Below are 22,542 nucleotides of genomic sequence, written 5' to 3' on the forward strand. Positions count from 1 at the left end.
GAGCCAAGCCGTTGCCTTTTCCCACACGCCCTTGTCGCGCCAGCGGGCAAAGCGCACGTACACCCGGTGCCAGTGGCCAAACTGCGCCGGCAGGTCCCGCCAGGGAGCTCCCGTGCGGCCCAGCCAAAGCACCGCTTCGACAAATCCGCGCGTGTCGGCAGCGGTGACCCCGCAACTCCCGGCTTGCCCCGGTAACAAAGGAGATAACTCGGCCCACATCTTGTCCGTCAATAGCGTGCGGTCTGCATTCATAGTCGATCAACAACTCCGTAATTGAGAACAGTTCCTAAAGCGGCAACGCCCGGCAACCGTAGCGGGGCGCGGCGGTTGGTTTCCTTGCCGACCTTACTTTACCCCGCCACTCATTCTGTGCCCTCTTTTACTCCAACTGCTACTAATCGCCGCCTGCCGCTGATGCGGCAGCGCTGGAGCAACCTGCTGTTTGCGCACTGGCCGGTGCCGCCCAAAATCCTGCGGCCCTACCTGCCGGCCCGGCTGGAGCTGGACTTATTTGAGGGGCAGGCGTGGCTGGGCGTAGTGCCGTTTACCATGAGCCGCATCCGGCCGCTGGGGCTGCCGGCCGTGCCGGGCCTGAGCGCGCTACACGAGCTGAACGTGCGCACCTACGCCCGCCTCGATGGGGTGCCCGGCGTGTGGTTTTTGTCACTCGATGCCACCCAGCCGCTGGGCGTGTGGGCGGCCCGCACGCTGTTCCATTTGCCCTACCTGCACGCCCGCATGCGCCTGACGGAAGCCCACGGCCAGTTCCGGGCCGTGGCCGAGCGCACCCACCGCGGAGCCTCGCCGGCCACCTTCGAAGCGGCCTGGACGCCGGGTGCGGCGTTGCCCTTGGCCCGGCCGGGTACGCTGGCCCACTTCCTCACGGAGCGCTACTGCCTGTACACCGCCGGCCCCGATGTGCAGGCGGGTCGGCACGGGCCGCATTTATGGCGCGGGCAACTCTGGCACGAGCCCTGGCAGCTACATGAGGCCACGCTGCAGGAGTGGAATTCAACCCTGCTCGAAAGCCACGGCCTGCCCACGCCCGCCGGCCCGCCGCTGCTCTACGCCGCCGAGCCGCTCGATGTAACGGTGCAAAGCCTGCGGCGGGTGTGAACTCCTTACCGGCTTAGTGGCGCACGTCGAATTGCTCGTAGCCCTGCACCTCCTCGGCGGTTACCTCTACCTTATCCACCCGGGCTGCCACCGGGCCGCCCTGCCGGCACCAGCTTTCCAGCGCAGCGAGGGCCTCGGTGGGACCTTCGGCTGCTATGGTTACGGTGCCGTCGGGGTTGTTGCGGGCGTAGCCGACGAGGCCGAGTTGGCGGGCCTGCTGCCGGGTGCTCTGGCGGAAAAACACGCCCTGCACGCGGCCGTGGACGGTAAAGGTGCGGTGTTCGGTAACTGAGCTCATTACGAATAGAATAAATTGGTTCTGACCAGTAGCCGCTTATTGCCCGCGCTGGCGCACGGCTTCAAAGGTGAGGATGGCCGTGGCGGTGCTCACGTTGAGCGAGTCGATGTAGCCCTGCATGGGGATGATGATGGTCTGGTCGCAGGCCTGCATGAGCTCGGGGGTGAGGCCATCGGCTTCGGTGCCCATGACCAGCGCCGTGGGGCCGCGGAAGTCGCAATTGGTGTACGGCACGGCGGCATCGGTGAGGGCGGCGGCGTAGGTGCGGATACCGCGGGCGGCGCACCAGGCCAGCAGCTCGGGGCGCGAGGTGGCCACGGTAGGCACCGTGAACGAGCAGCCGATGCTGCTGCGGATAGCGTTGGGGTTGAACAGGTCGGTGCGCGAGTCGCAGACGATGACGGCCGTGGCGCGGGCCGCGTCGGCGGTGCGCAGGATGGCGCCCAGGTTACCGGGCTTCTCTACGGCTTCGAGCACCAACAAGAGCGGGTTTTCGGGCAGCACGAGGCTCGCAAGCGTATGCTGGGGCGGGCGGGCCAGGGCCAGCACGCCGTCGGAACCTTCGCGGTAGGCCACTTTGCTGAACACGGCTTTCGATACCTCCACCCACTCGGTAGCGTTGTCGGCGAACAGAGCCCGCAGCTCGGTTTCGCGGGCCGGGCCGGCCAGTTCGGGGCACACAAATACGGTGGGCACCGCTACGCCGTTGGCGCGGGCAATGGTCAGTTCGCGCAGGCCCTCGATGATGGTGAGGCCCTGGCTGCGGCGCTCCGACGATTTCTGCTGGAGCCGCAGCAGGTTTTTGATGCGCGGGTTCTGGGGCGAAGTAATGGCGTCGGGAGCAGGCATAGGCGGGCGGGGCGGCTAATCCGGCCGCGGCGCCCAAAGATACGCAGGGCGACCTCGCAACTCCGGCACGAATATGGCGGCCAACCGGGCCATCGGCTATTCCCGGCTTTCTGCGTTATTTGCTGCCATGCTGCTTCGACTCCTTCCCTTGCTGGCGCTGAGCGCCTTCGCGCTGCCAACACTGGCTCAGCAAACCCCCCGCGAGCTGAGCACGGCGCCCGCTACGGCCCCGCCCGATACCAGCCGCGCCGCCGCTCCGGCGGCTCCGCCCGTGCTGGCCCCCGCTCCTACCGCGCCCGCACCCAATCCGCGCCAGGCCCCGCTGCCGCCGGCCAACATCACCCGCTACAGCGTGGGCCTGAAAACCGGCGAAGTGCTGCGCGGCTATGATGTGCAGGTGCGCAAGCCCGTCTTCGGCCGCACGTTTCTGCTCGTCGACGGGCAGCAGAAGCTTGATTTTGACGCTGTGCGCTACTTCGAGGACGAATCGGGCTTTTATGTGCGCACCACGCTGCCGGGCCGCAGCAAGCGCGAAAGCACGCTGCGCCGCGACCGGGTGGGCCGCATCAGCCTGTATTCCATCACCACCCAGCAGTACTCCAGCAACCCCTACGGCGGGTACGGCGGCTATGGCTACGGCGGCTATAGCCCCTACGGCATGGGCGGCTACCGCACGGTGCGCAACGAGTATTTCAGCAAAGACAACGGTCCGATTGAAGACCTGAGCGTGCGCAACCTGCAGCTGGCCACCCAAGACAGCCCCGGCGCGCAGCAGCTGCTGGCCGATGCCCGCCGCTACCAGACGCTGACCACGCTCAGCTACGTGGGCGCGGGCGGCCTGCTGCTGGCGGGGGTGCTGTCGAGCTTTGGTAACAGCAACAACGGCACCGGCGTGTCGGTGTCGCCGCTGGTGTACGCGGCCATTCCGCTGGCCATTGTGCCGCTGGTTATCGGCGGCAAGTCGCAAAACAACGTCAAGCAAGCCATCCTGCTCTACAACACCGGCCGTTGAGTTGGTTATAAACCAGAACGGTCATTCAGAGCGGAGCGAAGAATCTCGCGTGCAGTGGTAAATCCTGGCGTCAGGGCTACCGTTGCACGCGAGATTCTTCGCTCCGCTCTGAATGACCGTTCTATTTTACTACCGGCATCCTGTTAGCGCCACGCTACGTAGGCAAGCGGGTGAAATCTCCTTCCTCTGCCTCCGTTGTTGAACCCAGCCTGGCCGCGCGGCAGGAGCTGGCCTTGTGGGCCCACGGCCGGCTGTGCGCCGAGTACGGCTGCCCGGTGGCTTTCTTTGCCAGCAAAGACCCGCTGAGCGAGTTAATCAGCTCGCTGCTCTCCCACCGCACCCGCAACCAGGATTCGCACCGGGCCTACCAGCAGCTACGGGCCGCTTTTCCGAGTTGGGATGCGGTGCGCGACGCGCCTACGGCCGAAGTGGAGGCCGCCATCAGCCCCTGCACCTGGCCCGAGCAGAAGGCGCCCCGGCTCCAGCAGATTCTGCGCGAGGTAAGCCAGCGCTGCGAAGGCGGCCCCTGCGACCTGGAGTTTCTGGCCGATTTGCCCATTCCGGAGGCGCGGGCGTGGCTGGAGCAGCTGCCCGGCGTGGGGCCCAAAACCAGCGCCGCCGTGCTCTTGTTCAGCACCCTGCGCCGCCCCGCCATGCCCGTCGATAGCCACCACCACCGCGTGGCGCAGCGCCTGGGCCTCATTGGGCCCAAAGTGGGCGAGGCAGCCGCCCACAAGCAGCTGGCGGCCCTGCTTCCGCCCGACTGGGACGCCCAGCAAGTGTACGACCACCACGAGGTGCTCATGTTTCATGGCCAGAAATGCTGCTACTTCCACACGCCCGCCTGCGGCCGCTGCACCCTACTGGAACGCTGCCCCTTCGGCCAGGCCCGCGTGCAGGGCTGACACAACGAAATAATCGGCCGGCTCTTTGCAGTGGGCAGCACGACCGACGATTCACTTCGCCTCATTACCTTAACGTATTACCGTTCCACCTCATCACCTCATCACCCCACCCTATGAAACAGACGTACGGCCTGCCCGCCCTGGTTTCCATCTTCGTGCCCGGCCTGGGCCAGCTCATCAAGGGCCAGTTTCTGAAGGCCTTTCTCATCTGGGCCCTGGGCGGCACCATCGGCTTTCTGCTTTCCTGGACCATCGTGGTGCCCTTTCTTATCTGGGCCTGGAACGTGTACGACGCCTACAACTCGCCCGCCTGAGCAGTGCCCGTGCTGCACCTGAAAGCCCGGCCCAACGCCCGCCACAACCAGTTGGCCGTTGCCGCCGACGGCACCGTAACCGTGCGCCTGCACGCCCCGCCCCAGGATGGCAAGGCCAACGCCTGCCTGCTGGCGTATCTGGCCGAGGTGTTCGGCGTGAGCAAGTCCAGCCTCACGCTACTCAGCGGCCACACGGCGCCTTTTAAGAAGGTGGAAATCGGGGGCCTCAGCGAGGAAGAATTTCGGGCGGTGCTGGGTAGGTTTAGCAATTAGCCAGCCGGGGCATCAGACAGTAGCCTGACGGATACGGATTCCTCCCAGCCGACCCGTTATTTCTCCCAGCGGTTCGCCGCGTTTTCCATGTATTTGTCGGCCGAGCCGGTGTTGAGCAGCAGGATTTGCTCGCCGGGGGCAAGCCAGCCGGAAGCCAGCAGCTTGCGGGCCGCCAGCCAGACGGCGCCGCCTTCGGGGGCCACCAGCAGGCCCTCGTGACGGGCCAGCTCGCGCATGCCTTCCAGCATTTCCTCGTCGGTGATGCTCAGGGCCGTGCCGTTGGATTCGGCTAGCACGCGCAGCATCATCTGCTCGCCCAGGGGGCGGGGCACGGCCAGGCCGTTGGCAATGGAGGGGCGGCCCACGTAAGCATGGCAGTTGGCCGGCCGGCCGGCCGGCCGGTGTAGGTGGCCACCAGCGGCTGGCAGGCGGCGGCCTGCACGGCTACCATGCGGGGCAGTTTAGCGTCGGGCGCCAGCCAGCCCAGCTGCTGCATTTCGCGAAAGGCTTTCCAGATGCCGATGAGGCCAGTGCCGCCGCCGGCCGGGTACAGCAGCACGTCGGGCAGTTGCCAGTTGAGCTGCTCGGCCAGCTCGTAGCCCATGGTTTTCTTGCCTTCGAGGCGGTAGGGCTCTTTTAGGGTCGACACGTCGAGCAGCTGGCCGTCGGCGTTGCGCTGGCGCACCCAGGCGGCGCAGTCGTTGATGAGGCCGTCGATGAGCTGCACTTCGGCCCCGTACCAGTAGCACGCCTCCTTGAACGCCTTGGGGGTGTGCCGCGGCATGGCCACCACGGCCCGCAGACCCGCCCGGGCGCAGTAGGCGGCCAGGGCCACGCCCGCGTTGCCGGCCGTTGGGATGATGCAGCCGGTGGCGCCCAGCTCCTTGGCTTTGGAAATGGCCATGCTCAGGCCCCGGGCCTTAAACGAGCCGGTGGGGTTCTGGCCTTCATCCTTGAGCAGCAGGCTGGCCAGCTCGTAGCGGCCACCGAGGCTGGGCAGTTGCAGCAACGGCGTAAATCCTTCACCCAGGCTCACCTTGTTTTGGTTGTCGAGCAGGGGCAGCAGGGCCCGGTAGCGCCACATGGAGCCGTCGGCCAGGTTGATGGCGGCGGCGCGGGAAAGCCGCTCGCGCAGGTCGTAGGTGGCCACCAGCGGCATCTGGTGGCACTCGGACACGAGCTGCAGCTGGTGGGCGGAGTGGGGCTGGCCGCACTCGGAGCATTCCAGCTCGTGCAGGCGGGTAAGGGTTTCGGTAGTCGGGTTCATAAGCAGGGAGTTGAACACAAAACTCCCCGTCATCTATGCCGAAAACAAATGTCTACTTGGAATAGACTATGCCATTAGGGAATGGCTTTGTTTGAGCTGTTAGCTGTTAGCTGTTAGCTGTTAGCTGCAAAACGCGAATCACTGGCTGACAGAGGTATTCAAGTAGAAAAAGCTGACTGCTAATAGCTAACAGCTAATAGCTTTAATAGCTCATAGCTCAGGAGTAATACCGCCGTGCAAACCGCACGAAGGTTTTGTAGGGCAGGTTGTTTTCGGTGCCTTTGCGCTGCACGAACTCGAAGTGGCGCACCAGGTTAAGGTCCAGAATGGGCACCTCGACTAGCTCGCCGGCGGCCAGTTCCTTGGTCACGGCCTGGCGGGGCAAAAAGGCCAGGCAGGTGTCCACGCGGACGAAGTTTTTGAGGGCCTCGGTGCCGCCCAGGCGCACTTTAACCGGCAAATCGGCCACGCGGATGCCTTTGGCGGCCAGGGCTTCTTCGAGTACGGCCAGCGTGCCCGAGCCGGTTTCGCGCAGGGCCACGGGCGTGCGCAGCAGGTCGGCGGCCAGTAGCGGCTGCCGCAACAATGGGTTGCGGCCCGAGCACACCGCTACTACTTCGTCGGTGAGCAGGGGCGTGTAGGTGACGTTGCTGACGCGGTGGATGCCCTCGATGATGCCCAGGTCAATTTCGTGGTCGAGCAGGGCGCGGAGGATGTTTTCGGAGTTGCGGTTTTTGAGCGTGAGCCGGGTGTTGGGAAACTCGCCCAGGTAGGCCGAGAGCACCGGCGGAATCACGTAGAGCGAGATGGTGGTGCTGGCCCCGATTACCATATCGAGCGGAGGCGAGAAGGCGGGGCTGAGGGCGGCGAATTCGAGGTGCAGCTCGTGCTGGAGCTGGCGGGCCAGCAGCAGCTTCCGGTACAGCAGCTCGCCGGCCAGCGTAAGCTGCACGCTGTTGCCCAGCCGCTCGAACAGGCCCGTTTTGTAGAATTCCTCCAGCGCCCGCACCCGCTTGCTAACGGCCGACTGGCTCAGAAACAGCGTCTGGCCCGCCTTGGTAAAGCTGAGCTGGCGGGCAACTTCCAGAAAAACTTCGTGGGCCTGAGAAAGCATAGCGGCAGCAAAGTACGGCAGTTTGGCGGCGGCGGCGTGGTCGCGCCAACGAAGTTTGGATGCTGGCCGCGCTACAGAGCGCCCCGGCGCCAGTCGGGGCCTTCGCTACCAGCCCGGCTGCGTATCTTTAGGTATCACCCGCCGCTCCGTCGCCATGCCCGTCATCACCGATATTTCCCAACTCGACCCCAACAAAACCTACACCTACGCCGACTACCTGACCTGGCGGCTCGATGAGTTCGTGGAGCTGATAAAGGGCAAAGTGCGCCGCATGAGCCCCGCACCGCTATCGGCCCACCAAACGATTTCGTTCAATCTTACGACTAGTGTCGGAGTGGCGCTTCGGGGCCAAACCTGCCGGGGCTTTGCCGCGCCTTTCGATGTGCGCCTGACTACGGCCGGCCCCAATGGCGACGACCAGATTACGACCGTCGTGCAGCCGGATTTATGCGTGGTGTGCAACCCAGCAAAGATTGACCGCCGGGGCTGCCTGGGTTCGCCCGATTGGGTTATCGAAATCCTGAGCCCCAAAACCGCTGCCTACGATACACGGGAGAAGTTCAGCCTCTACGAAGAGGCGGGCGTGGCCGAATACTGGATTGTGTTTCCGGGCGAGCAAACCGTGGTAACCTACGTGCTCGAAGCCGGCCGCTACCAGGTGCGCGGCGAGTACTTCGAGCCGGGCCGGATTGGCTGCCACACGCTGCCGGGGCTGGAGATGGAGTGGGCGGAGGTGTTTGCGGGGGTGTAAGAGGAGTGCTCATTAGCTGACTTCTACCTATTTCCTGCTGGCTAAAAGACGCTAACTTCGAGCCGTGGCCCAAACTATTCAACCTTGAACAAAAATCACTTTACTTCTATCATATGAATGCCACTCGTGCCACCTTCATCTTAGGCCTTCTCCTCTTTATTCCTTTTGTAACCATGGCGCAAAAAGCAGTCAAACCAAGATCAGTCGACTTATCCAACAGAACTTTTATTATTGGAGAGCAGGTTGAACCTATTAATGATGAAAATAATTATCGAACTTATTTTATCTTTTACAAGGACGGCAAGGCTATATATAGAGGTATGCGGGGCGACGTAATTCTCAAAGACAGCCCTGTTGGTTGGCAGTTTGCAGGAGATTCTCTTAGCCTGTTGCCTGGTTCATTTATAGTTAAAGCAGAGGGAAAGACACAAATAATTGAACGTGACGCTCTGAGATATTCTGTTAAGGAAACGCCAACAGGTTATCTTCTCCAAGGGAAAGGTCATGATATGATCCTAACGGAGGTAAAATAAGCCCTCATCACTCTATCCAAGTGTTTTTAGCGAGGCCTCCGCAACAGAAATGGATATTTGTTCTAAAGCAGTATTTGGAAGCTAGAAATTGGGGTTTAGCTGAGGCCTGCTACGGCGGCTATAGAAATGGCAGGATAAAGTATACTTGAGGAATATTGCTTTTCTACCAACAATCAGTCAAAAGGCATATCCATCCCCCTTTTTCTATACCTTCGGGCGCCTATCCTTTTTCCCTTGCTATGCTGCTTTCCCGACTTGCCCACCAGCCGCTGCTGGTGTTGCTGCTACTGCTTAGCGCGGCCTGCTCGCGCTCCGATGAGGGCGCACCCGACCCCAACGGCGCGGAAATCGACCCCTACCAGAACATCGTGTTCCAGTTTGCCGATGCCGTCGTGGGGCCCGAACAGCTCGACCGCTGGGACACCACGCGGGTCGTGGAGTTCGAGCCGGCCATGCGCGGCAAGTTCAAGTGGACCACCGACCGGGAGCTGGTATTTTCGCCCAACACGCCCTTGCGGCCCAGCACGGCCTTCACGGCCAAACTGCGCACGGAGGCCCTGCCCGAAAACACGCGCCGGAAAACCGAGCTGCCCACCGACCGCGAGAAATTCCATACGCCCTACCTGGCGCTGGAGGCCCCGCAGGCCTTCTGGGCGCGCTCGGAGCGGGCCGCGGGCACGGCCGAGCTGCGGGTGGAACTCCCCTTCAACTACCCCGTGAAGCCCGCCGATGTGAAGCCACTGCTGCGCCTGACCCAGGACGGGCAGCCGGTGGCCTTCGAGCTGGCCGCCGCCGAAGCGGGTCAGCAGGTGCGCCTGAGCCTCAAGCAGCAGGTGCGCTCCGCCACGCCGCTGCTGGTAGCCCTGGCCCCCGGCCTGAGCGCAGTGGGCAGCGACCTGCCCACCGACCAGGCCACCGAAGCCGAGCTGACCGTGCCCGCCCCCCAGGCCCTGGAAGTAACGGCCATGACCGGCACGCTGCAGGGCGCCGACCCGGTTATCAACATCCAGACCAGCCAGCCGGTGAGCAGCACCGATTTGCGGAGCGCCGTGAGCGTGTCGCCGCAGGTGGCCTTCGAGGTGGAGGAGCTGGAAAGCGGCCTGCGCCTGAAAGGGGGCTTTGAGGTGGGCAAAAGCTACCAGGTGCGCCTGAGCAGCGGCCTGCGCGGCAGCCTCGGCGGCCAGCTCAACGACGACGTAACCCAGACGGTGAGCTTCTCCAACGAGCGGCCCACCATCAGCTTCGCCAGCGCCGACAAAGCCCTGTACCTCGACGCGCTGGGCGCCCGCAACCTGGGCATCCGCATCAACGAGGTGGACAAGGTGAAGGTGACCATTGCCAAGGTGTACGCCAACAACATTCAGCAGCTGCTGCGCGCCGGCAGCCAGTATGGCTACCCCGAGTACGACGGCGAAGACGGGGAGAGCAGCCAGGACGAAAACGGCGAATACGTGGACCGCTCCTTCCAGTACTACGATGTGGAAAACCTGGGCAACGTGCTTTCCGACCGCACCTACACGGTGGCCGGCATGCCCAAGGAGCAGGGCTTGCGGCTGCTGAACCTGAGCCTCAAAGACCTGGAGTTTTCGGCGGGCCTCAAGGGGCTTTACGTGATACGCGTGCAGGACACCGAGCGGCAGTGGCTGCAGGTGAGCAAGCTGGTAGCCGTGTCGGACATCGGCCTGATTGTGAAGCAGGGCGCGGCCGGCAGCACGATGGTGTTTGCCAACTCGATCCGGGAGGCCAAGGCGCTGGGCGGGGTGGAAATCAGCTACCTGAGCACCAACAACCAGGTAATGGGCGCCGGCACAACCAACGGCGCGGGCGTGGCCAAGTTCGATAGCACGGCCCAGAACGCGCGGTTCCGGCTGGGCATGGTGGTGGCCCGCCGCGGCGACGACTTCACGTTTCTGGACCTGAGCCGCAGCCGGGTGGAAACCTCGCGCTTCGAGGTGGGCGGCCTGCAAAACAACGCCGCCCGCTACCAAGCCTTTCTGTACGGCGACCGGGACCTGTACCGCCCCGGCGACACCATCCAGACCAACACCGTGGTGCGCACCGAAACCTGGCAGGCGCCCCCCAAAGGCCTGCCGCTGAAGGTGCGCCTGCTGCTGCCCACCGGCAAGGAGTACGCCAGCCTGCAAAAAACGCTGAGCGCCGAGGGCAGCACCGAGGCCCGCTTCATTCTGCCTCCCAGCGTGATGACCGGCCTCTACACGCTCGAAATCCTGACCGCCAACGACGTGCTGCTGACTTCGCGCCAGCTGTCGGTGGAGGAGTTTATTCCGGACCGCATGAAGGTGACGGTGAAGGCCAGCCCCGCCGTGGTGAAGCCCGACCAGACCGTGCAGGCCCAGATTACGGCCCAGAACCTGTTCGGCCCGCCCGCTTCCGACCGCAAGTTTGAGGTGGAGTTTTCGCTCAAGGAAAAGCGCTTCCAGCCCAAGGAGTACGCCAACTTCGACTTCTCCATCAACAGCGGCGACCGGCGGCGCGGCAACTACGGCAGCCTGGAATCGACCCCGATTTCCGACCGCTTCGAGAAAACCGTGCGCGAAGGCACCACCGACGCCGCCGGCCGCGGCACCGCCACTTACCAGGTGCCTGACTACCCCGATTTGGGCACGCTCGAAGGCGCGGCCTTCACGACTGTATTCGACGAAACCGGCCGCCCCGTGAATCGCTATGCCACGTTTGAGGTGCAGACCCAGGCAGTGATGTTCGGGGTGAAGAACCTCGGGGAGCTGGTGAAAACCCGCGACGAGGTATCCGTAGAGCTGGTGGCCCTTACGCCGGCCGGCAAGCCCACCAGCGCCACCGCCCGAGTGGAAGTCATCCGGATGCTGTGGGAAACCGTGATTGAGCGCCGCGGCGGCCGCTACATCTACAACTCGCAGAAGCGCGAGGAAACCGTTCTGAGCCGCAACGTGGAAGTTTCCGGCAGCGGTACCAACGCCAACCTGGGCTTCGCGCCGCAGTATTCGGGCGAGTACGAAATCCGGGTTTCGCGGCCCGGCGCGGCGACTTACGTGGCCCAGCGGGTGTACGCCTACGGCTACGGCGACACCCAGAGCAACTCCTTCGAGGTAAATAACGAGGGCGAGGTGACCATTGAGGCCGACCAAGAGAAGTACGAGCCCGGCCAGACCGCCCACCTGCTGCTCAAAACGCCCTTCCCCGGCCGCGTGCTGGTAACGGTGGAGCGGGACCGGGTACTCGACCATTTCTACGTGGATACCGACGAGAAATCGGCCAAGGTGGACATTCCGATTCGCGGTGGCCACGTGCCCAACATCTACGTCACGGCCACCGCCATCCGCCCCATCAAAGACAACCGCCTGCCCCTGACCGTGGCCCGCGGCTTCGTGCCCTTGACGGTGGAAAAGCCCGGCTCGCGGCTCTCCGTCGCCATTAAAGCGCCCGAGTTGAGCCGCTCCCAGACCCTGCAGACCATCGAGGTAACCACCGCCCCCGGCGCCCTGGTAACGCTAGCCATGGTGGATGAGGGCATCCTGCAGATGAAGGATTTCCGCACGCCCGACCCGCACGGCTACTTCTACCAGAAGCGCGCCCTCGAAGTGGCCGCCCACGACGTGTACCCCTTCCTGCTGCCCGAACTCGGCACCAGCTCCACCGGCGGCGACGGCTACGACCTGGCCCGCCGCACCACGCCCGTCCCATCGCGCCGCGTAAAGCTGCTGGCCAAATGGAGCGGCGTGCTCACGGCCGACGCCCGCGGCAAAGTCAGCTACCAGCTCCAGGTGCCCCAGTTCAGCGGGGCCATCCGCATCATGGCCGTAGCCTACCAGGGCGACGCCTTCGGCTCGGCCGAGCACACCATGCGCGTGGCCGACCCGGTGGTTATTTCCACGGCCCTGCCCCGCTTCCTAAGCCCCGGCGACACGATTGACGTGCCTGTAACGCTGACAAATACGACAGACAAGAAATTGAAAGTCAAACTAACTATTGATACAAAAGGAATAGAGCGCAAGGCTATTATTAATCAACAGAGTTACGCAGTGCCAAAGGATGCCAGCAATAGCAAGGACATATCTGTACCCTATAAATCTTACACTTATGCGGAAGACAATAAAAGTGAACTAACCTTACTGCCGAATGCAGAGCGCAGATTCGTATTTAAGAACATATATGGAAAGTCAGTTGGCACTGGCTCGGTGAAGATTAGAGCAAGTGTGTTGAACCCAAGTGAGCTTCCTAAAGAGCAGCCAAATCCTGTTCAACCAGAAAGAAAGGGGATAAGAACTGATTTCATCGAAACCATCGAAATTCCTATCCGGCCGGCTTCACCCCTGCAAAAGCGCACCGGCAGCGGCTCGCTGGCGGGCGGCGGCAAGGCGCAGCAGTTGAATCTGAAGACCGATTTCATGGCGGCCTCGTTGCGGAGCCAGCTGGTGGTGAGCCGTTCGCCGATGGCCGAGTTTGCCCGGGATTTGCGCTACCTGCTGCAGTACCCCTACGGCTGCCTGGAGCAAACCGTGTCGGCCGCCTTCCCGCAGCTGTACTACGGTGATTTGGTGGCGACTTTGGGCCAGAAAACCGGCGTTAAAGGCAACGCCGGCCGGTTCAACCCCAACTACCACGTACAGGAGGCCATCCGCAAGGTGGAGGCCCAGCAGATGTACAACGGCAGCCTCAGCTACTGGCCCGGCGGCGACTACGACAACTGGTGGGCCACGGCCTACGCCGCCCACTTCCTGCTAGAGGCCCGGCAGGCCGGTTTCGCGGTGAACAAGAACGTGCTCGACCGGGTGCTCGGCTACCTCGAAGCCCGCACCCGCCAGCGCGAAACCGAAACCTACAACATCATCCAGACCGGCGGCGTGATTCGGCCCGTTACGCTGGCCAAAAAGGAAATCCCGTACTCGCTCTACGTACTGGCCCTGGCCGGCCGGCCCACGCCCGTGGCCCTCAACTACTACAAAGCCAACCGCCCCCTGCTGGCCGACGATTCGCGCTACCTGCTGGCGGCGGCCTTCGCCCTGAGCGGCAACCAGCGCGCTTTCCAGCAGACGGTGCCCACCCGCTACGGCGTGGCCCCGAGCATCGCCCGCCGCGAGCTGGGCGGTTCCTTCGCCTCGCCCATCCGCGATATGGCCCTGGTGCTCAACGCCCTGCTCGCCGCCGACCCCGGCAACCCGCAGGTACTCAGCCTGAGCCGGCAGCTGAGCCGCCGCGTGCAGCAGGCCGGCTGGCTGAGCACCCAGGAACGCGCTTTCTCGCTGCTGGCCCTGGGCAAGCTGGCCAAGAGCAACGCCAACAGCACCGCCACCGCCCAGCTTTTGGCCGACGGCAAGAACATCGGCGCCTTCACCGGCAAAGACCTCACGGTGAGCAACGTGGCCAACCGCCAGATTACGCTGCGGCCGGCCGGCAAAGGCAGCCTCTACTACTTCTGGGAGCTGGAAGGCATTTCGCCCACCGGCCGCGTGGCCGAGGAGGATGCCTACCTAACGGTGCGCCGCCAGTTCCTGGACCGCAACGGCAACCCGCTGGGCTCGGCCACCTTCCGCCAGAATGATTTAGTGGTGGTGCGCATCACGGTGCAGTCGGCTGAAAGCGCCGGCGAAGTGGCCAACGTGGCCATCACCGACCTGCTGCCCGCCGGCCTCGAAATCGACAACCCCCGCATCGGGGCCGTGCGCGAGCTGGCCTGGGCCAAAGACGCCGCCCAGCCCGACTACCTCGACGTGCGCGACGACCGCCTGAACCTGTTCACCACCGCCACCCCCAAACCTAAAGCCTTCTACTACCTGGCCCGCGCCGTGAGCAAAGGCACCTTCCGCCTCGGCCCCGTCAGCGCCGACGCCATGTACAACGCCGAGTACCACAGCTACAGCGGTGCCGGCGTGGTGCGGGTGCGGTAAGATAATAGGACTTACGCACTTACAGGTAGCAGTGCGGGAATGAGCGGCTGAGCCAGTAGCTGGCGCAAGTAGGGAGTCCACTGCTGTTGGTGAGCCTGATAGATGGTTTGTGCCGTTTGGCGGGCGAATTGGCGCAACGACACCCACGCCAGATAGCAGCAGGCCAAGTGGTTTCGCTGGGCCTGCGCCCGTCGGCATTGGCACTTCTCGGCCCCGGTAAGCTGTTTGAAGCTGCGGTGAAACTCCTCTACCTGCCAGCGCACGCGCGTGGTGGCCTCGACCAGTTGCTGATTGAGTGTGAAGGCAAAGTTGTTGGTCACCACCCATTCAATGTCGCCGTTCGAGGCCACCAGCTTGAATAAGCGCACCGCAAACGGCACCTTGTGTAAGCGCACTTCCAGGCCCTTGCTCCAGCCACCCGGCGGCGGCGCCACGTCAAGCAGGGCCTGAAAGCCTGTTTCTTTGCTGGTACTCACTAACCGGTTGCTTTTCAGGGTGGTGAAAAACGTCCAACCGGCGCGGTGAATGAGCTTGAGATTGTCGCTGCCACTGTACCAGGCATCAAATAGCAGGGTCCGGGCCTTGATTTTGTCCTCGGCCAGGACGTGGGCGAACATGGCCCGGAAGTGCTCGTTTTTGCTCACCCCGTCGAGTTCGGGGGCATAGCCCCGGTAGTCGAGGGGTAGAAAGTCGCCCGCCTCACCACTGCTATGGATCAGATTGACCAGGCAAATGCCGGTGACCAAGCCGTGCTCGTTGCCCGAGTACTGACGCTTGGCCACTTCAATAAAGCGGCTGTAGCGTTTGTCCTGCACGCTGTCATCGAGCAGCAGAAAGGCGTCGGGCGAATCGGTGAGCACCGGCTGCACCAGCTCGCGCAACTGACTGGATGAAAAGCAGCTGCGCCGCAGAAACCGATTCACCTGGTCATGGCTCACGTGCGAGAGGTGTTCGGCTAGATGTGTACACGTGTAGTTGCGGGGCGTGCTGAGCAGATACTCGATGTAGGTAGCTTGCGTAACCATCGGACTAGGTTTTACTTCAAGATACCACCAAGTGCGTAAGTCCTAGATAAGAATAGAAAGGTACGTGTCATCCTGAGTAGCGCGAAGGACCTGGGTAGAGGCTAGCTTCAAAAGAGGGCCGCTTTTATCCAAGTCCTTCGCGCTGCTCAGGATGACACGTACCTTTACCTGCATTGTTTCCAACGCATACCTATTCTATGCATTTGCTTTATCTTGTTTTCGGCAACGCGGCCCCTAACCATTTTCAGGCGGTTTTCTCCATGCTCTCGTTTCTGCGGCAGCCGGAGCAGTTCGATGGTATCACGGTGGTCACGGACGCGCCCGAGTTCTACCGCCACATGGCCGACCACGTAACGGTGCTGCCCATCGCAGCGGCCACCCTTCAGGAGTGGCGGGGCGAGTTCGACTTCTTCTGGCGCATCAAAATTAAGGCCCTCGAATACGTGCACCAGCACCAGCCCGGCTCCGCCATCCTCTACCTCGACACCGACACCTTTTTGCACGGCTCGCTGGCCACCATACGGGCCCAACTGGAAGCGGGCACCGCCCTGATGCACGAGCCGGAAGGTGCGCTAAGCCAACTGGCCAGCAAAACCGAGCAGCGCATGTGGCAGCAGGTGCGCCAGCACAGCTTTGGCGGCGTGGCCATGCGCAAGGACCATCAGATGTGGAACGCCGGGGTAGTAGGCATTCCGGCCGGGCGGGCCGCCGCAGCCATTGCCCTGGCCCTGCGCATCTGCGATGATTTGAGCCGGCAAGGCGTAACGCCCCGGCTCATCGAGCAGTTTGCCCTCTCGGTAGCGCTGGCCGAAACCGGGCCGCTGGCTGCCGCCGCACCGCAAATCGGACACTACTGGAGCACCAAAACCGAGTGGAACGCCGCCATCAGCGCCTTCCTACTGGAATCGTACCTGTGCCAGCGCACGGTGGCCGAGGAAGTGGCGGCCCTGGCAAGGTTCGACTACCACGCCCTGCCCGTCAAGCACCGCGTGCGCAGCACCCGCGGCCGGCTGGAGAAGCTGATGGGCCGGTTGTTTCCGCCGCGGGAGGTGTCGTATATTGAGTAACTGGAGGAAATCAAGCAGCTAGATTCCTTCGAACACTTCGGCCCATTCCAGCGTTGCGCCGGGCAGCGTGGCCACCGGAATCGGGCCGGGCTGGTAGAACTCGCCTTGCAGCTGGTACTGGTCGTTTTCGAGCACGTACACCATCACGTTTTTGAGGCCGGGATCCACCATCCAGTATTCGTACACGCCGTTTTCTTCGTAGAGGTCGAACTTGGTTTTGCTGTCGTGGGCCACGTTACCGGGGCTCAGGATTTCAATAATCCAGTCGGGCGAGCCCACGCAGCCGAACTCATCGAGCTTGGCCGCGTCGCAGATAACGCACAGGTCGGGCTGCACGACGGTGCTGATCCGGGCGTCGCCGTCGGGAGTGTTTTTCAGCAGCCGCACATCAAATGGCGCGGCGAAGCCCTGGCAGGCACTCCCTCTTAACAATCCCCCAATCAACGTATTCAGGCGAAACGAAACCGATTGGTGTCGGACTCGCGGCGCGGGACTCATCCGGCGCACTTTGCCTTTTATCAACTCCACGAACTCATCCAACCGCCACGTCAGGTAGTCGGCGTAGGTGTAGGTTTTGTTGAGGTCGAGTTGGGAAATATCGGTGATGACGGACATGGCGACAAAGCTTACGTGGGCTGACGAATATACGCAAGACGGCCCGGAAGGCTAAGGGGAACCCGTATCTTGCCCCTATGAAACGGCGCACTGCTATCCGCACTCTGGAAATCCTAGCCGGGCTGGCGCTGCTGCTGCTGGTTCTCGACTGGGTGTTTCCGCTGCCGCCCGCGCCGCGCTACTCGCCCATCGTGTTGGCCGCCGATGGCACGGTGCTGCACGCCTACCTCAACCCTACCCAGAAGTGGCGGATGAAAACCGAGCTGAGCGAGATTACGCCGGTGCTGCGCCAGACCATCATCGAGAAGGAGGACCGCTGGTTTCGCTGGCACTTTGGGGTGAACCCGCTGGCGCTGGTGCAGGCGGCCGGGCGCAATGTGTTTGGGCAGGGCCGCACCACCGGGGCCAGCACCATCACGATGCAGGTGGCGCGGCTGCTGGAACCCAAGCCGCGCACTTTCGGCAACAAGCTGCTCGAAATGGCCCGCGCCACCCAGCTCGAAGCCCACTACAGCAAGGACGAGATTCTGCAGCTCTACCTGAACCTGGTGCCCTACGGCGGCAACGTGGAGGGCGTGAAGTCGGCCGCGCTGCTCTACTTCCAGCAACCGCCTAACTTCCTTTCGCTGGCCCAAACCGTGACGCTGGCTATCATCCCCAACCGCCCGCGGGGCCTGGTGCTGGGCCAGAACAACGAGGCCGTGCGCCGCGAACGGAACCGCTGGCTCCGGCGGTTCGGGGACGCCGGGCTATTCGCCAAGCAGGACATTGCCGATGCGTTGCTGGAGCCGCTGAACGTGCGCCGCCATGCCGCGCCCACGCTGGCCCCGCACCTGGCACGGCGGCTGGTGCGGCAGTTTCCGCACGAGGCCATTATTCGGAGCAGTCTGCAGCGCGCCAAGCAAAGCCGGGCCGAGGAGCTCACCGGCAACTACGTGCGCCGCCTGCACGAGCTGGGCATTTCGCAGGCTTCGGTGCTGGTGGTCAACAACCGCACCCGGCAGGTGGAGGCCTATGTGGGCTCGGCCGATTTTCGCGACTTTCGGGGTCAGGGCCAGAACGACGGCGTGGTGGCCGTCCGCTCGCCGGGCAGCACGCTCAAGCCCTTTCTGTACGCGCTGGCCCTCGACCGGGGCCTCGTAACGCCCAAGCTGCAGCTGCCCGATGTGCCCACCAACTTCCAGGGCTACCGCCCCGAGAACTTCGACAAGCACTGCCAGGGCGAAGTAACGCTGGAGCGGGCCCTGGCCTTCTCGCTCAACATCCCCGCCGTGCGCGTGCTCCAGAACTACGGCGTGCCCGCCTTCACCGAAAAGCTGCAGCAGGCCGGCTTCCAAAGCATAGCCCGCAACCGCACCCAGCTGGGCCTGAGCAGCATTCTGGGCGGCTGCGGGGCCTCCCTGGAAGAGCTGACCGGGCTGTACGCTGCCCTGGCGAACGGGGGCGCGTATGAGAAGTTGAGCATGACTGCTGATTCCCTCCTGCCGGGCGCCTCACGTAGCGCCTCACCCTCTAACCCCCTCTCCGAAAAAGGAGAGGGGGGACTAGATTCTATTTTCTCATCTAATTCTAGAAAAAAAGCTAGTTCCCCCTCTCTTCTGGAGAGGGGGCTAGGGGGTGAGGCAACCAGGGCCCTCACCTCCCCCGCCGCCGCCTTCCTCGTTACCGACATCCTCAGCCAGCTAACCCGGCCCGACTTGCCGCTGGGGGCCGCCCGCAGCACCCGGCTACCCAAAATTGCCTGGAAAACCGGCACCAGCTACGGCCGTCGCGACGCCTGGAGCATTGGCTACAACCGCGACTATACCATCGGCGTGTGGGTGGGCAACTTCAGCGGCCAGGGCAGCCCGGCTCTCACCGGCTCTGATGTGGCTACGCCCCTGCTCTTCGACCTGTTCAACGCCCTGGCCTACAACTCGCCCAACGACTGGTTCGTGCCGCCCGCCAGCCTCGATTTCCGGCTCGTGTGCACCGAAACCGGCCTCGTGCCCGGCGAGAACTGCCCTAATCAAGTGATAGACTACTTCCTGCCCGGCCAGAGTTCGGGGCTACGCTGCCAGCACCAGCGCGAGGTGCTGGTGTCGGCCGATAACGCCTTCACCTACTGCCGGGCCTGCGCGCCGGCGGCCGGGTTCCGGCGCGAGCTGTACCCCAACCTACTGCCCGAAGTGGCCGCCTACCGGGTGGCCCAGGGCCTGCCGTACCGCCGCCTGCCGCCCCACAACCCGCAGTGCCAGCGGGCCAGCGGCGGCCCCGAGCGGGCGCCCACCATCACCTCGCCCACCCCCAACACCGAATACGTGCTCAGCACCCACGAACAGCAGCAACTGTTGCTCAGCTGCACCACCGACGGCGAGGTGCGCCAGGTGTACTGGTACGTGAACGACCAGTTTCTTAGGGCCGCTGCGGCTACCGAGCGGGTATTTTTTCGCCCCTCCCCCGGACCGCTCAAAATATCGTGCGCCGATGACCACGGCCGCAACACCGATGTGCTGGTAACGGTGGCCGAAATGTAGCTCAGCCTCCTTTAAAGCCTGTTTTTCTGCTCCATCATCTTACCACTGCGGCCGATTAGCGGCGGGCAGCAAGCGGCCTCGTGCAACGCTTTGGCCGGATGAAACGACTATCCGAACTGACTGGCGCGCCAACAATTTGGCCGGCGGCGGGTTTTGGCGGCTTGGGTTTTGATGCCGGGCCGTGGCCGGGCGCTCTTCATAACCCGCGCTTTCCGACTGCTTTTCTCCTGTTCGCGTAAGTGGGTAGCTGCTTATGCCTGTTTTATGAATCAACTGCTTCGCGCTTTCGGGCGGCCGGGTTGGCTATTGCTGCTCCTGCTGCCTTTGCTGAGCCGGGCCCAGGTGGCCGCTCCTGCCCCGCCCCTGCCCAGCCAGCCGCTTTCCCTTACCGAGTGCCTGCAATACGCCTTGCAAAATCAGCCGCTGGTACGCCAGGCGCGGCTCGATGAGGCCATTGGCGAGCGGCAGATTCGGGTCGGCCTCTCGGCCTGGCTGCCCCAGATTCAGGGTACGGGCACCTACACCCGCAATTTCCAGCTGCCGGTGGCCGTGCTGCCCAACTTCACCGACCCCTCGGCCCCGGCCCAGATTCGGCGTATTGGCCTGCAGAACACCTCGAACCTGGGCCTGCAGGGCAACCAGGTGATTTATAATGCCGATGTGCTGCGCACGGCCCGGTCGGCCCGCTACGTGCGCCAGCAGACCGGGCAGAGCACCATCAGCTACCAGATTGATGTGGTGCGCGACGTGAGCAAGGCCTTCTACGACATCCTGCTCACGGGCGAACAGCTGCGGGTGCTCGACGAGGCCATCCGCCGCCAGCAGAAGCAGCTCAAGGATGCTTTTGCGCAGTACGAGGTAGGCCTCAAGGACAAAATTGACTACAAGCGGGCCGAAATTGCCGTTAAGAACGCCGTGACCGACCGCAAGAGCACGGCCGAAAACCTCAAGGGCAAATACGCCACCCTGCGCCAGCTGATGGGCGCCCCGCCCGAGGCTGCCCCCGTCACGCTGGCCTATGACACGCTGCAGCTGGCCCGCGAAACCATGCTCGACACGCTGGAGCCGCTGGCCTTCGAGCGGCGCATCGAGATTCAGCAGCTCCTGACCCAGCAGCAGCTCCAGCGCCTCGACGTTGACTACTACCGGCTGGGGTTTCTGCCCACGCTTTCGGCCTTTGGCAACTACGTGAAGGTGTTTCAGGATGACAAGTTTTCGGACCTGTACAAGCAGGGCTTCCCCACCTCGCAGGCCGGTCTGCAGCTGGGCCTGCCGATTTTTACGGGCACCCGTCGCCTCCAGAACCTGCGGATTGCCGAGCTGCGCCAGGACCGCCTGAGCCTCGATGTGCTCGACACCAAGAACCAGATTACCACCGAGTACGAGCAGGCCCTGGCCCGCTACAAGGGCAACTTCCTCGACCTGCAGGCCCAGGCCCAGAACCGCGACGATGCCCGCGAAATCTACAAAATCATCAAGCTGCAGTACGACGAAGGCATCAAGACTTACCTCGAAGTAATCGTGGCCGAAAACGACCTGCGCGCTTCCCAGCTCAACTACTACAACGCCCTCTACGCCGTGCTGGCCGCCAAACTCGACGTGCAGCGCGCCCTGGGCACGCTGCCGGTGACGTATTAAACACAGTAAGCTATTAGCTGATAGCTCTTAGCAGTTAGCTCCCTTTTCAACGAAAGCTATCAGCTAAAAGCTATTGGCTAACAGCTCAACAAAACCAATCATGAAGTACCCCTTTCTTTCTCTTCTGGCCCTGCTGCTGCTGGCGGGCTGCGGCGCCGACAAGGACGCGGATAAGCCGGCGGGTCCGCCGCCGCCCACGCCCGTGACGCTGGCCGCGGCCCGCACCACCAACGCCGTGTACTACGACGAGTACCCGGCCACGGCCGTGGCGCTCAACAGCGTGGAGTTGCGCAGCCAGGTGGGCGGCTTCATTACGGGCTTGTTTTTCAAGGAAGGCGAAGTGGTGACCAAGGGCCAGAAGCTCTACGAAATCGACAAGCGCACCTACGAGGCCGCTTACCAGCAGGCGCTGGCGGGCCTGCGCAGCACCCAGGCCACGGTGCAGAACGCCAAGCTCAACCTCGACCGTTATCAGCGCCTGGCGCAGCAGGATGCCATTGCGGGCCAGATTGTGGATAACGCCGCCACGACCTACGCCACGGCCCAGGCCCAGGTGGCCCAGGCCCGCGCCGCTGTTGCGCTGGCCCGCACCGATTTGAGCTACTCCACCATTACGGCCCCGTTCACCGGCCGCATCGGCATCTCGCAGGTGCGGCTGGGCTCCCAGATCAGCCCCGGCTCCACGCTGCTCAACACCATCAGCGCCGAGGACCCGATGGGCGTGGATTTCGTTATCAACGAAACCGATTTGCCCCGCTTCACTGGTTTGCAGCGCGCCGGCAAGGCCAACCCCGACTCGCTGTTCCGGCTGGAGCTGTCTGATGGCACCATGTACCAGCAGGTGGGCCGCATCAAGGCCATTGCGCGGGGCGTGGAGCAGCAAACCGCCACCGTGCAGGTGCGGGTGGAATTCGCTAACCCTGATCGTCGCCTCAAGGATGGCATGAGCACGGTGCTGCACGTGCTCAACCGGCAGTCGGGCCAGCGCATTGTGGTGCCCTACAAGGCCGTGACCGACCAGATGGGCGAGAGTTTCGTGTTCATCGTGGGCGACAGCAGCAAGGCGCACCAGCAGAAAGTGCAGCTCGGCCCCCAGCTTCGCGACCAGATTGTGGTGCTCGAAGGCCTCAAGGAAGGCGACCAGGTAATCACCGAAGGCTTCCAGCGCCTGCGCGAGGGCAGCCCGGTGCAGGCCGGCACGCCAGCGGCAGCGGGTGCCCCGGCCGGAGCCCCGGCAGCCAAAACGGCTTCGGCTGGAACCGACAAGCGCTAACCCCACCCCCGGCCCCTCCCCTCCGGGAGAGGGGTGTGTTCTGGGGGAATGAGTTTCTCGCGTCTGGCACCCCTCTCCCGGAGGGGAGGGG

Annotated in this window: 20 protein-coding genes; 12 read left to right on the top strand and 8 right to left on the bottom strand. The window is 63.4% G+C overall.

Annotated features, from left to right (window positions below; all coding sequences use genetic code 11):
* Window positions 1-252 (bottom strand): transposase (locus tag H145_RS23510; protein ID WP_019948900.1); only part of this gene is annotated, 252 nt, incomplete at its 3' end.
* 117 nt (window positions 253-369) lie between these two features.
* Between H145_RS23510 and H145_RS0117400 the strand changes: the two genes are divergently transcribed.
* Window positions 370-1,116 carry a YqjF family protein gene (locus H145_RS0117400; protein ID WP_026351601.1) on the top strand — a complete coding sequence of 249 codons (747 nt, stop codon included), beginning with the start codon at window positions 370-372 and terminating at the stop codon, window positions 1,114-1,116.
* A 13-nt stretch (window positions 1,117-1,129) separates the two neighbouring features.
* Here H145_RS0117400 and H145_RS0117405 read toward each other — a convergent pair whose 3' ends face one another.
* Both H145_RS0117405 and H145_RS0117410 read right to left on the bottom strand, forming a co-directional pair.
* Window positions 1,130-1,414: an acylphosphatase gene (locus tag H145_RS0117405; RefSeq protein WP_019949440.1), complete on the bottom strand. Its 285-nt coding sequence runs from the start codon at window positions 1,412-1,414 to the stop codon at window positions 1,130-1,132.
* Between the two features lie 36 nt (window positions 1,415-1,450).
* Entirely contained in the window at window positions 1,451-2,263 is an 813-nt protein-coding gene (locus tag H145_RS0117410) for a TrmH family RNA methyltransferase (protein WP_019949441.1), read from the bottom strand.
* A gap of 127 nt (window positions 2,264-2,390) precedes the next feature.
* On the opposite strand from H145_RS0117410, the gene H145_RS0117415 reads away from it, so the two are divergent.
* The 4 genes from H145_RS0117415 (at window position 2,391) to H145_RS21920 (ending at window position 4,767) form a co-directional block, all read left to right on the top strand.
* The gene (locus H145_RS0117415) at window positions 2,391-3,275 is read left to right on the top strand and encodes a hypothetical protein (protein ID WP_157541754.1); all 885 of its coding nucleotides are present in this window, start codon (window positions 2,391-2,393) and stop codon (window positions 3,273-3,275) included.
* Between the two features lie 170 nt (window positions 3,276-3,445).
* Entirely contained in the window at window positions 3,446-4,180 is a 735-nt protein-coding gene (locus H145_RS0117420) for an endonuclease III domain-containing protein (protein ID WP_051103023.1), read from the top strand.
* Between the two features lie 113 nt (window positions 4,181-4,293).
* Window positions 4,294-4,494, top strand: a complete 201-nt coding sequence (locus H145_RS0117425; protein WP_019949444.1) for a hypothetical protein — start codon at window positions 4,294-4,296, stop codon at window positions 4,492-4,494.
* A gap of 3 nt (window positions 4,495-4,497) precedes the next feature.
* A complete protein-coding gene (locus H145_RS21920) occupies window positions 4,498-4,767 on the top strand; it encodes a DUF167 domain-containing protein (RefSeq protein ID WP_019949445.1) in 270 nt (89 codons plus the stop codon).
* 56 nt (window positions 4,768-4,823) lie between these two features.
* Here H145_RS21920 and H145_RS24815 read toward each other — a convergent pair whose 3' ends face one another.
* From H145_RS24815 to H145_RS0117440, 3 genes are all read right to left on the bottom strand, one after another.
* Complete coding sequence (locus tag H145_RS24815) at window positions 4,824-5,099, bottom strand: pyridoxal-phosphate dependent enzyme (protein WP_394330653.1); 276 nt, start codon at window positions 5,097-5,099, stop codon at window positions 4,824-4,826.
* Window positions 5,072-6,034 (bottom strand): threonine synthase, encoded by a 963-nt coding sequence (locus tag H145_RS22295; protein ID WP_240471724.1) that lies wholly within the window; start codon window positions 6,032-6,034, stop codon window positions 5,072-5,074. Before H145_RS22295 ends, H145_RS24815 begins: the two co-directional genes overlap by 28 nt.
* A 217-nt stretch (window positions 6,035-6,251) precedes the next feature.
* Window positions 6,252-7,148, bottom strand: a complete 897-nt coding sequence (locus H145_RS0117440) for a LysR family transcriptional regulator (protein ID WP_019949447.1) — start codon at window positions 7,146-7,148, stop codon at window positions 6,252-6,254.
* A 154-nt stretch (window positions 7,149-7,302) separates the two neighbouring features.
* Between H145_RS0117440 and H145_RS0117445 the strand changes: the two genes are divergently transcribed.
* The 3 genes from H145_RS0117445 (at window position 7,303) to H145_RS0117455 (ending at window position 14,317) form a co-directional block, all read left to right on the top strand.
* Complete coding sequence (locus H145_RS0117445; protein WP_019949448.1) at window positions 7,303-7,899, top strand: Uma2 family endonuclease; 597 nt, start codon at window positions 7,303-7,305, stop codon at window positions 7,897-7,899.
* 113 nt (window positions 7,900-8,012) lie between these two features.
* Complete coding sequence (locus tag H145_RS0117450) at window positions 8,013-8,432, top strand: hypothetical protein (protein WP_019949449.1); 420 nt, start codon at window positions 8,013-8,015, stop codon at window positions 8,430-8,432.
* 239 nt (window positions 8,433-8,671) lie between these two features.
* Complete coding sequence (locus H145_RS0117455) at window positions 8,672-14,317, top strand: alpha-2-macroglobulin family protein (RefSeq protein WP_019949450.1); 5,646 nt, start codon at window positions 8,672-8,674, stop codon at window positions 14,315-14,317.
* Between the two features lie 11 nt (window positions 14,318-14,328).
* On the opposite strand, the gene H145_RS0117460 is transcribed toward H145_RS0117455, so the two are convergent.
* Window positions 14,329-15,342 (bottom strand): IS701 family transposase, encoded by a 1,014-nt coding sequence (locus tag H145_RS0117460; protein ID WP_071595236.1) that lies wholly within the window; start codon window positions 15,340-15,342, stop codon window positions 14,329-14,331.
* A 260-nt stretch (window positions 15,343-15,602) separates the two neighbouring features.
* Between H145_RS0117460 and H145_RS23040 the strand changes: the two genes are divergently transcribed.
* On the top strand, window positions 15,603-16,409 hold the full coding sequence (locus H145_RS23040) for a hypothetical protein (protein WP_019949452.1): 807 nt from the start codon (window positions 15,603-15,605) through the stop codon (window positions 16,407-16,409).
* Window positions 16,410-16,427: 18 nt separating this feature from the next.
* On the opposite strand, the gene H145_RS0117480 is transcribed toward H145_RS23040, so the two are convergent.
* On the bottom strand, window positions 16,428-17,024 hold the full coding sequence (locus H145_RS0117480) for a Uma2 family endonuclease (RefSeq protein WP_026351605.1): 597 nt from the start codon (window positions 17,022-17,024) through the stop codon (window positions 16,428-16,430).
* A gap of 77 nt (window positions 17,025-17,101) precedes the next feature.
* Between H145_RS0117480 and pbpC the strand changes: the two genes are divergently transcribed.
* The 3 genes from pbpC (at window position 17,102) to H145_RS0117495 (ending at window position 22,451) form a co-directional block, all read left to right on the top strand.
* Window positions 17,102-19,540 carry a penicillin-binding protein 1C gene (gene pbpC, locus H145_RS0117485; protein WP_019949454.1) on the top strand — a complete coding sequence of 813 codons (2,439 nt, stop codon included), beginning with the start codon at window positions 17,102-17,104 and terminating at the stop codon, window positions 19,538-19,540.
* 264 nt (window positions 19,541-19,804) lie between these two features.
* Complete coding sequence (locus tag H145_RS0117490) at window positions 19,805-21,178, top strand: TolC family protein (RefSeq protein WP_071595238.1); 1,374 nt, start codon at window positions 19,805-19,807, stop codon at window positions 21,176-21,178.
* Between the two features lie 100 nt (window positions 21,179-21,278).
* Complete coding sequence (locus tag H145_RS0117495) at window positions 21,279-22,451, top strand: efflux RND transporter periplasmic adaptor subunit (protein WP_019949456.1); 1,173 nt, start codon at window positions 21,279-21,281, stop codon at window positions 22,449-22,451.
* The last annotated feature ends 91 nt before the right edge of the window (window positions 22,452-22,542 follow it).

It is taken from the genome of Hymenobacter aerophilus DSM 13606 (assembly GCF_000382225.1).
Lineage (GTDB): Bacteria > Bacteroidota > Bacteroidia > Cytophagales > Hymenobacteraceae > Hymenobacter > Hymenobacter aerophilus.

Bases quoted from the DNA above. Each gene is read 5' to 3' on its own strand.
- H145_RS0117405 (WP_019949440.1), bottom strand. From the start codon at position 1,414: ATGAGCTCAGTTACCGAACACCGCACCTTTACCGTCCACGGCCGCGTG.
- H145_RS0117410 (WP_019949441.1), bottom strand. From the start codon at position 2,263: ATGCCTGCTCCCGACGCCATTACTTCGCCCCAGAACCCGCGCATCAAA.
- H145_RS0117415 (WP_157541754.1), top strand. From the start codon at position 2,391: ATGCTGCTTCGACTCCTTCCCTTGCTGGCGCTGAGCGCCTTCGCGCTG.
- H145_RS0117425 (WP_019949444.1), top strand. From the start codon at position 4,294: ATGAAACAGACGTACGGCCTGCCCGCCCTGGTTTCCATCTTCGTGCCC.
- H145_RS22295 (WP_240471724.1), bottom strand. From the start codon at position 6,034: ATGAACCCGACTACCGAAACCCTTACCCGCCTGCACGAGCTGGAATGC.
- H145_RS0117440 (WP_019949447.1), bottom strand. From the start codon at position 7,148: ATGCTTTCTCAGGCCCACGAAGTTTTTCTGGAAGTTGCCCGCCAGCTC.
- H145_RS0117445 (WP_019949448.1), top strand. From the start codon at position 7,303: ATGCCCGTCATCACCGATATTTCCCAACTCGACCCCAACAAAACCTAC.
- H145_RS0117450 (WP_019949449.1), top strand. From the start codon at position 8,013: ATGAATGCCACTCGTGCCACCTTCATCTTAGGCCTTCTCCTCTTTATT.
- H145_RS0117455 (WP_019949450.1), top strand. From the start codon at position 8,672: ATGCTGCTTTCCCGACTTGCCCACCAGCCGCTGCTGGTGTTGCTGCTA.
- H145_RS0117460 (WP_071595236.1), bottom strand. From the start codon at position 15,342: ATGGTTACGCAAGCTACCTACATCGAGTATCTGCTCAGCACGCCCCGC.
- H145_RS23040 (WP_019949452.1), top strand. From the start codon at position 15,603: ATGCTCTCGTTTCTGCGGCAGCCGGAGCAGTTCGATGGTATCACGGTG.
- H145_RS0117480 (WP_026351605.1), bottom strand. From the start codon at position 17,024: ATGTCCGTCATCACCGATATTTCCCAACTCGACCTCAACAAAACCTAC.
- pbpC (WP_019949454.1), top strand. From the start codon at position 17,102: ATGAAACGGCGCACTGCTATCCGCACTCTGGAAATCCTAGCCGGGCTG.
- H145_RS0117490 (WP_071595238.1), top strand. From the start codon at position 19,805: ATGAATCAACTGCTTCGCGCTTTCGGGCGGCCGGGTTGGCTATTGCTG.
- H145_RS0117495 (WP_019949456.1), top strand. From the start codon at position 21,279: ATGAAGTACCCCTTTCTTTCTCTTCTGGCCCTGCTGCTGCTGGCGGGC.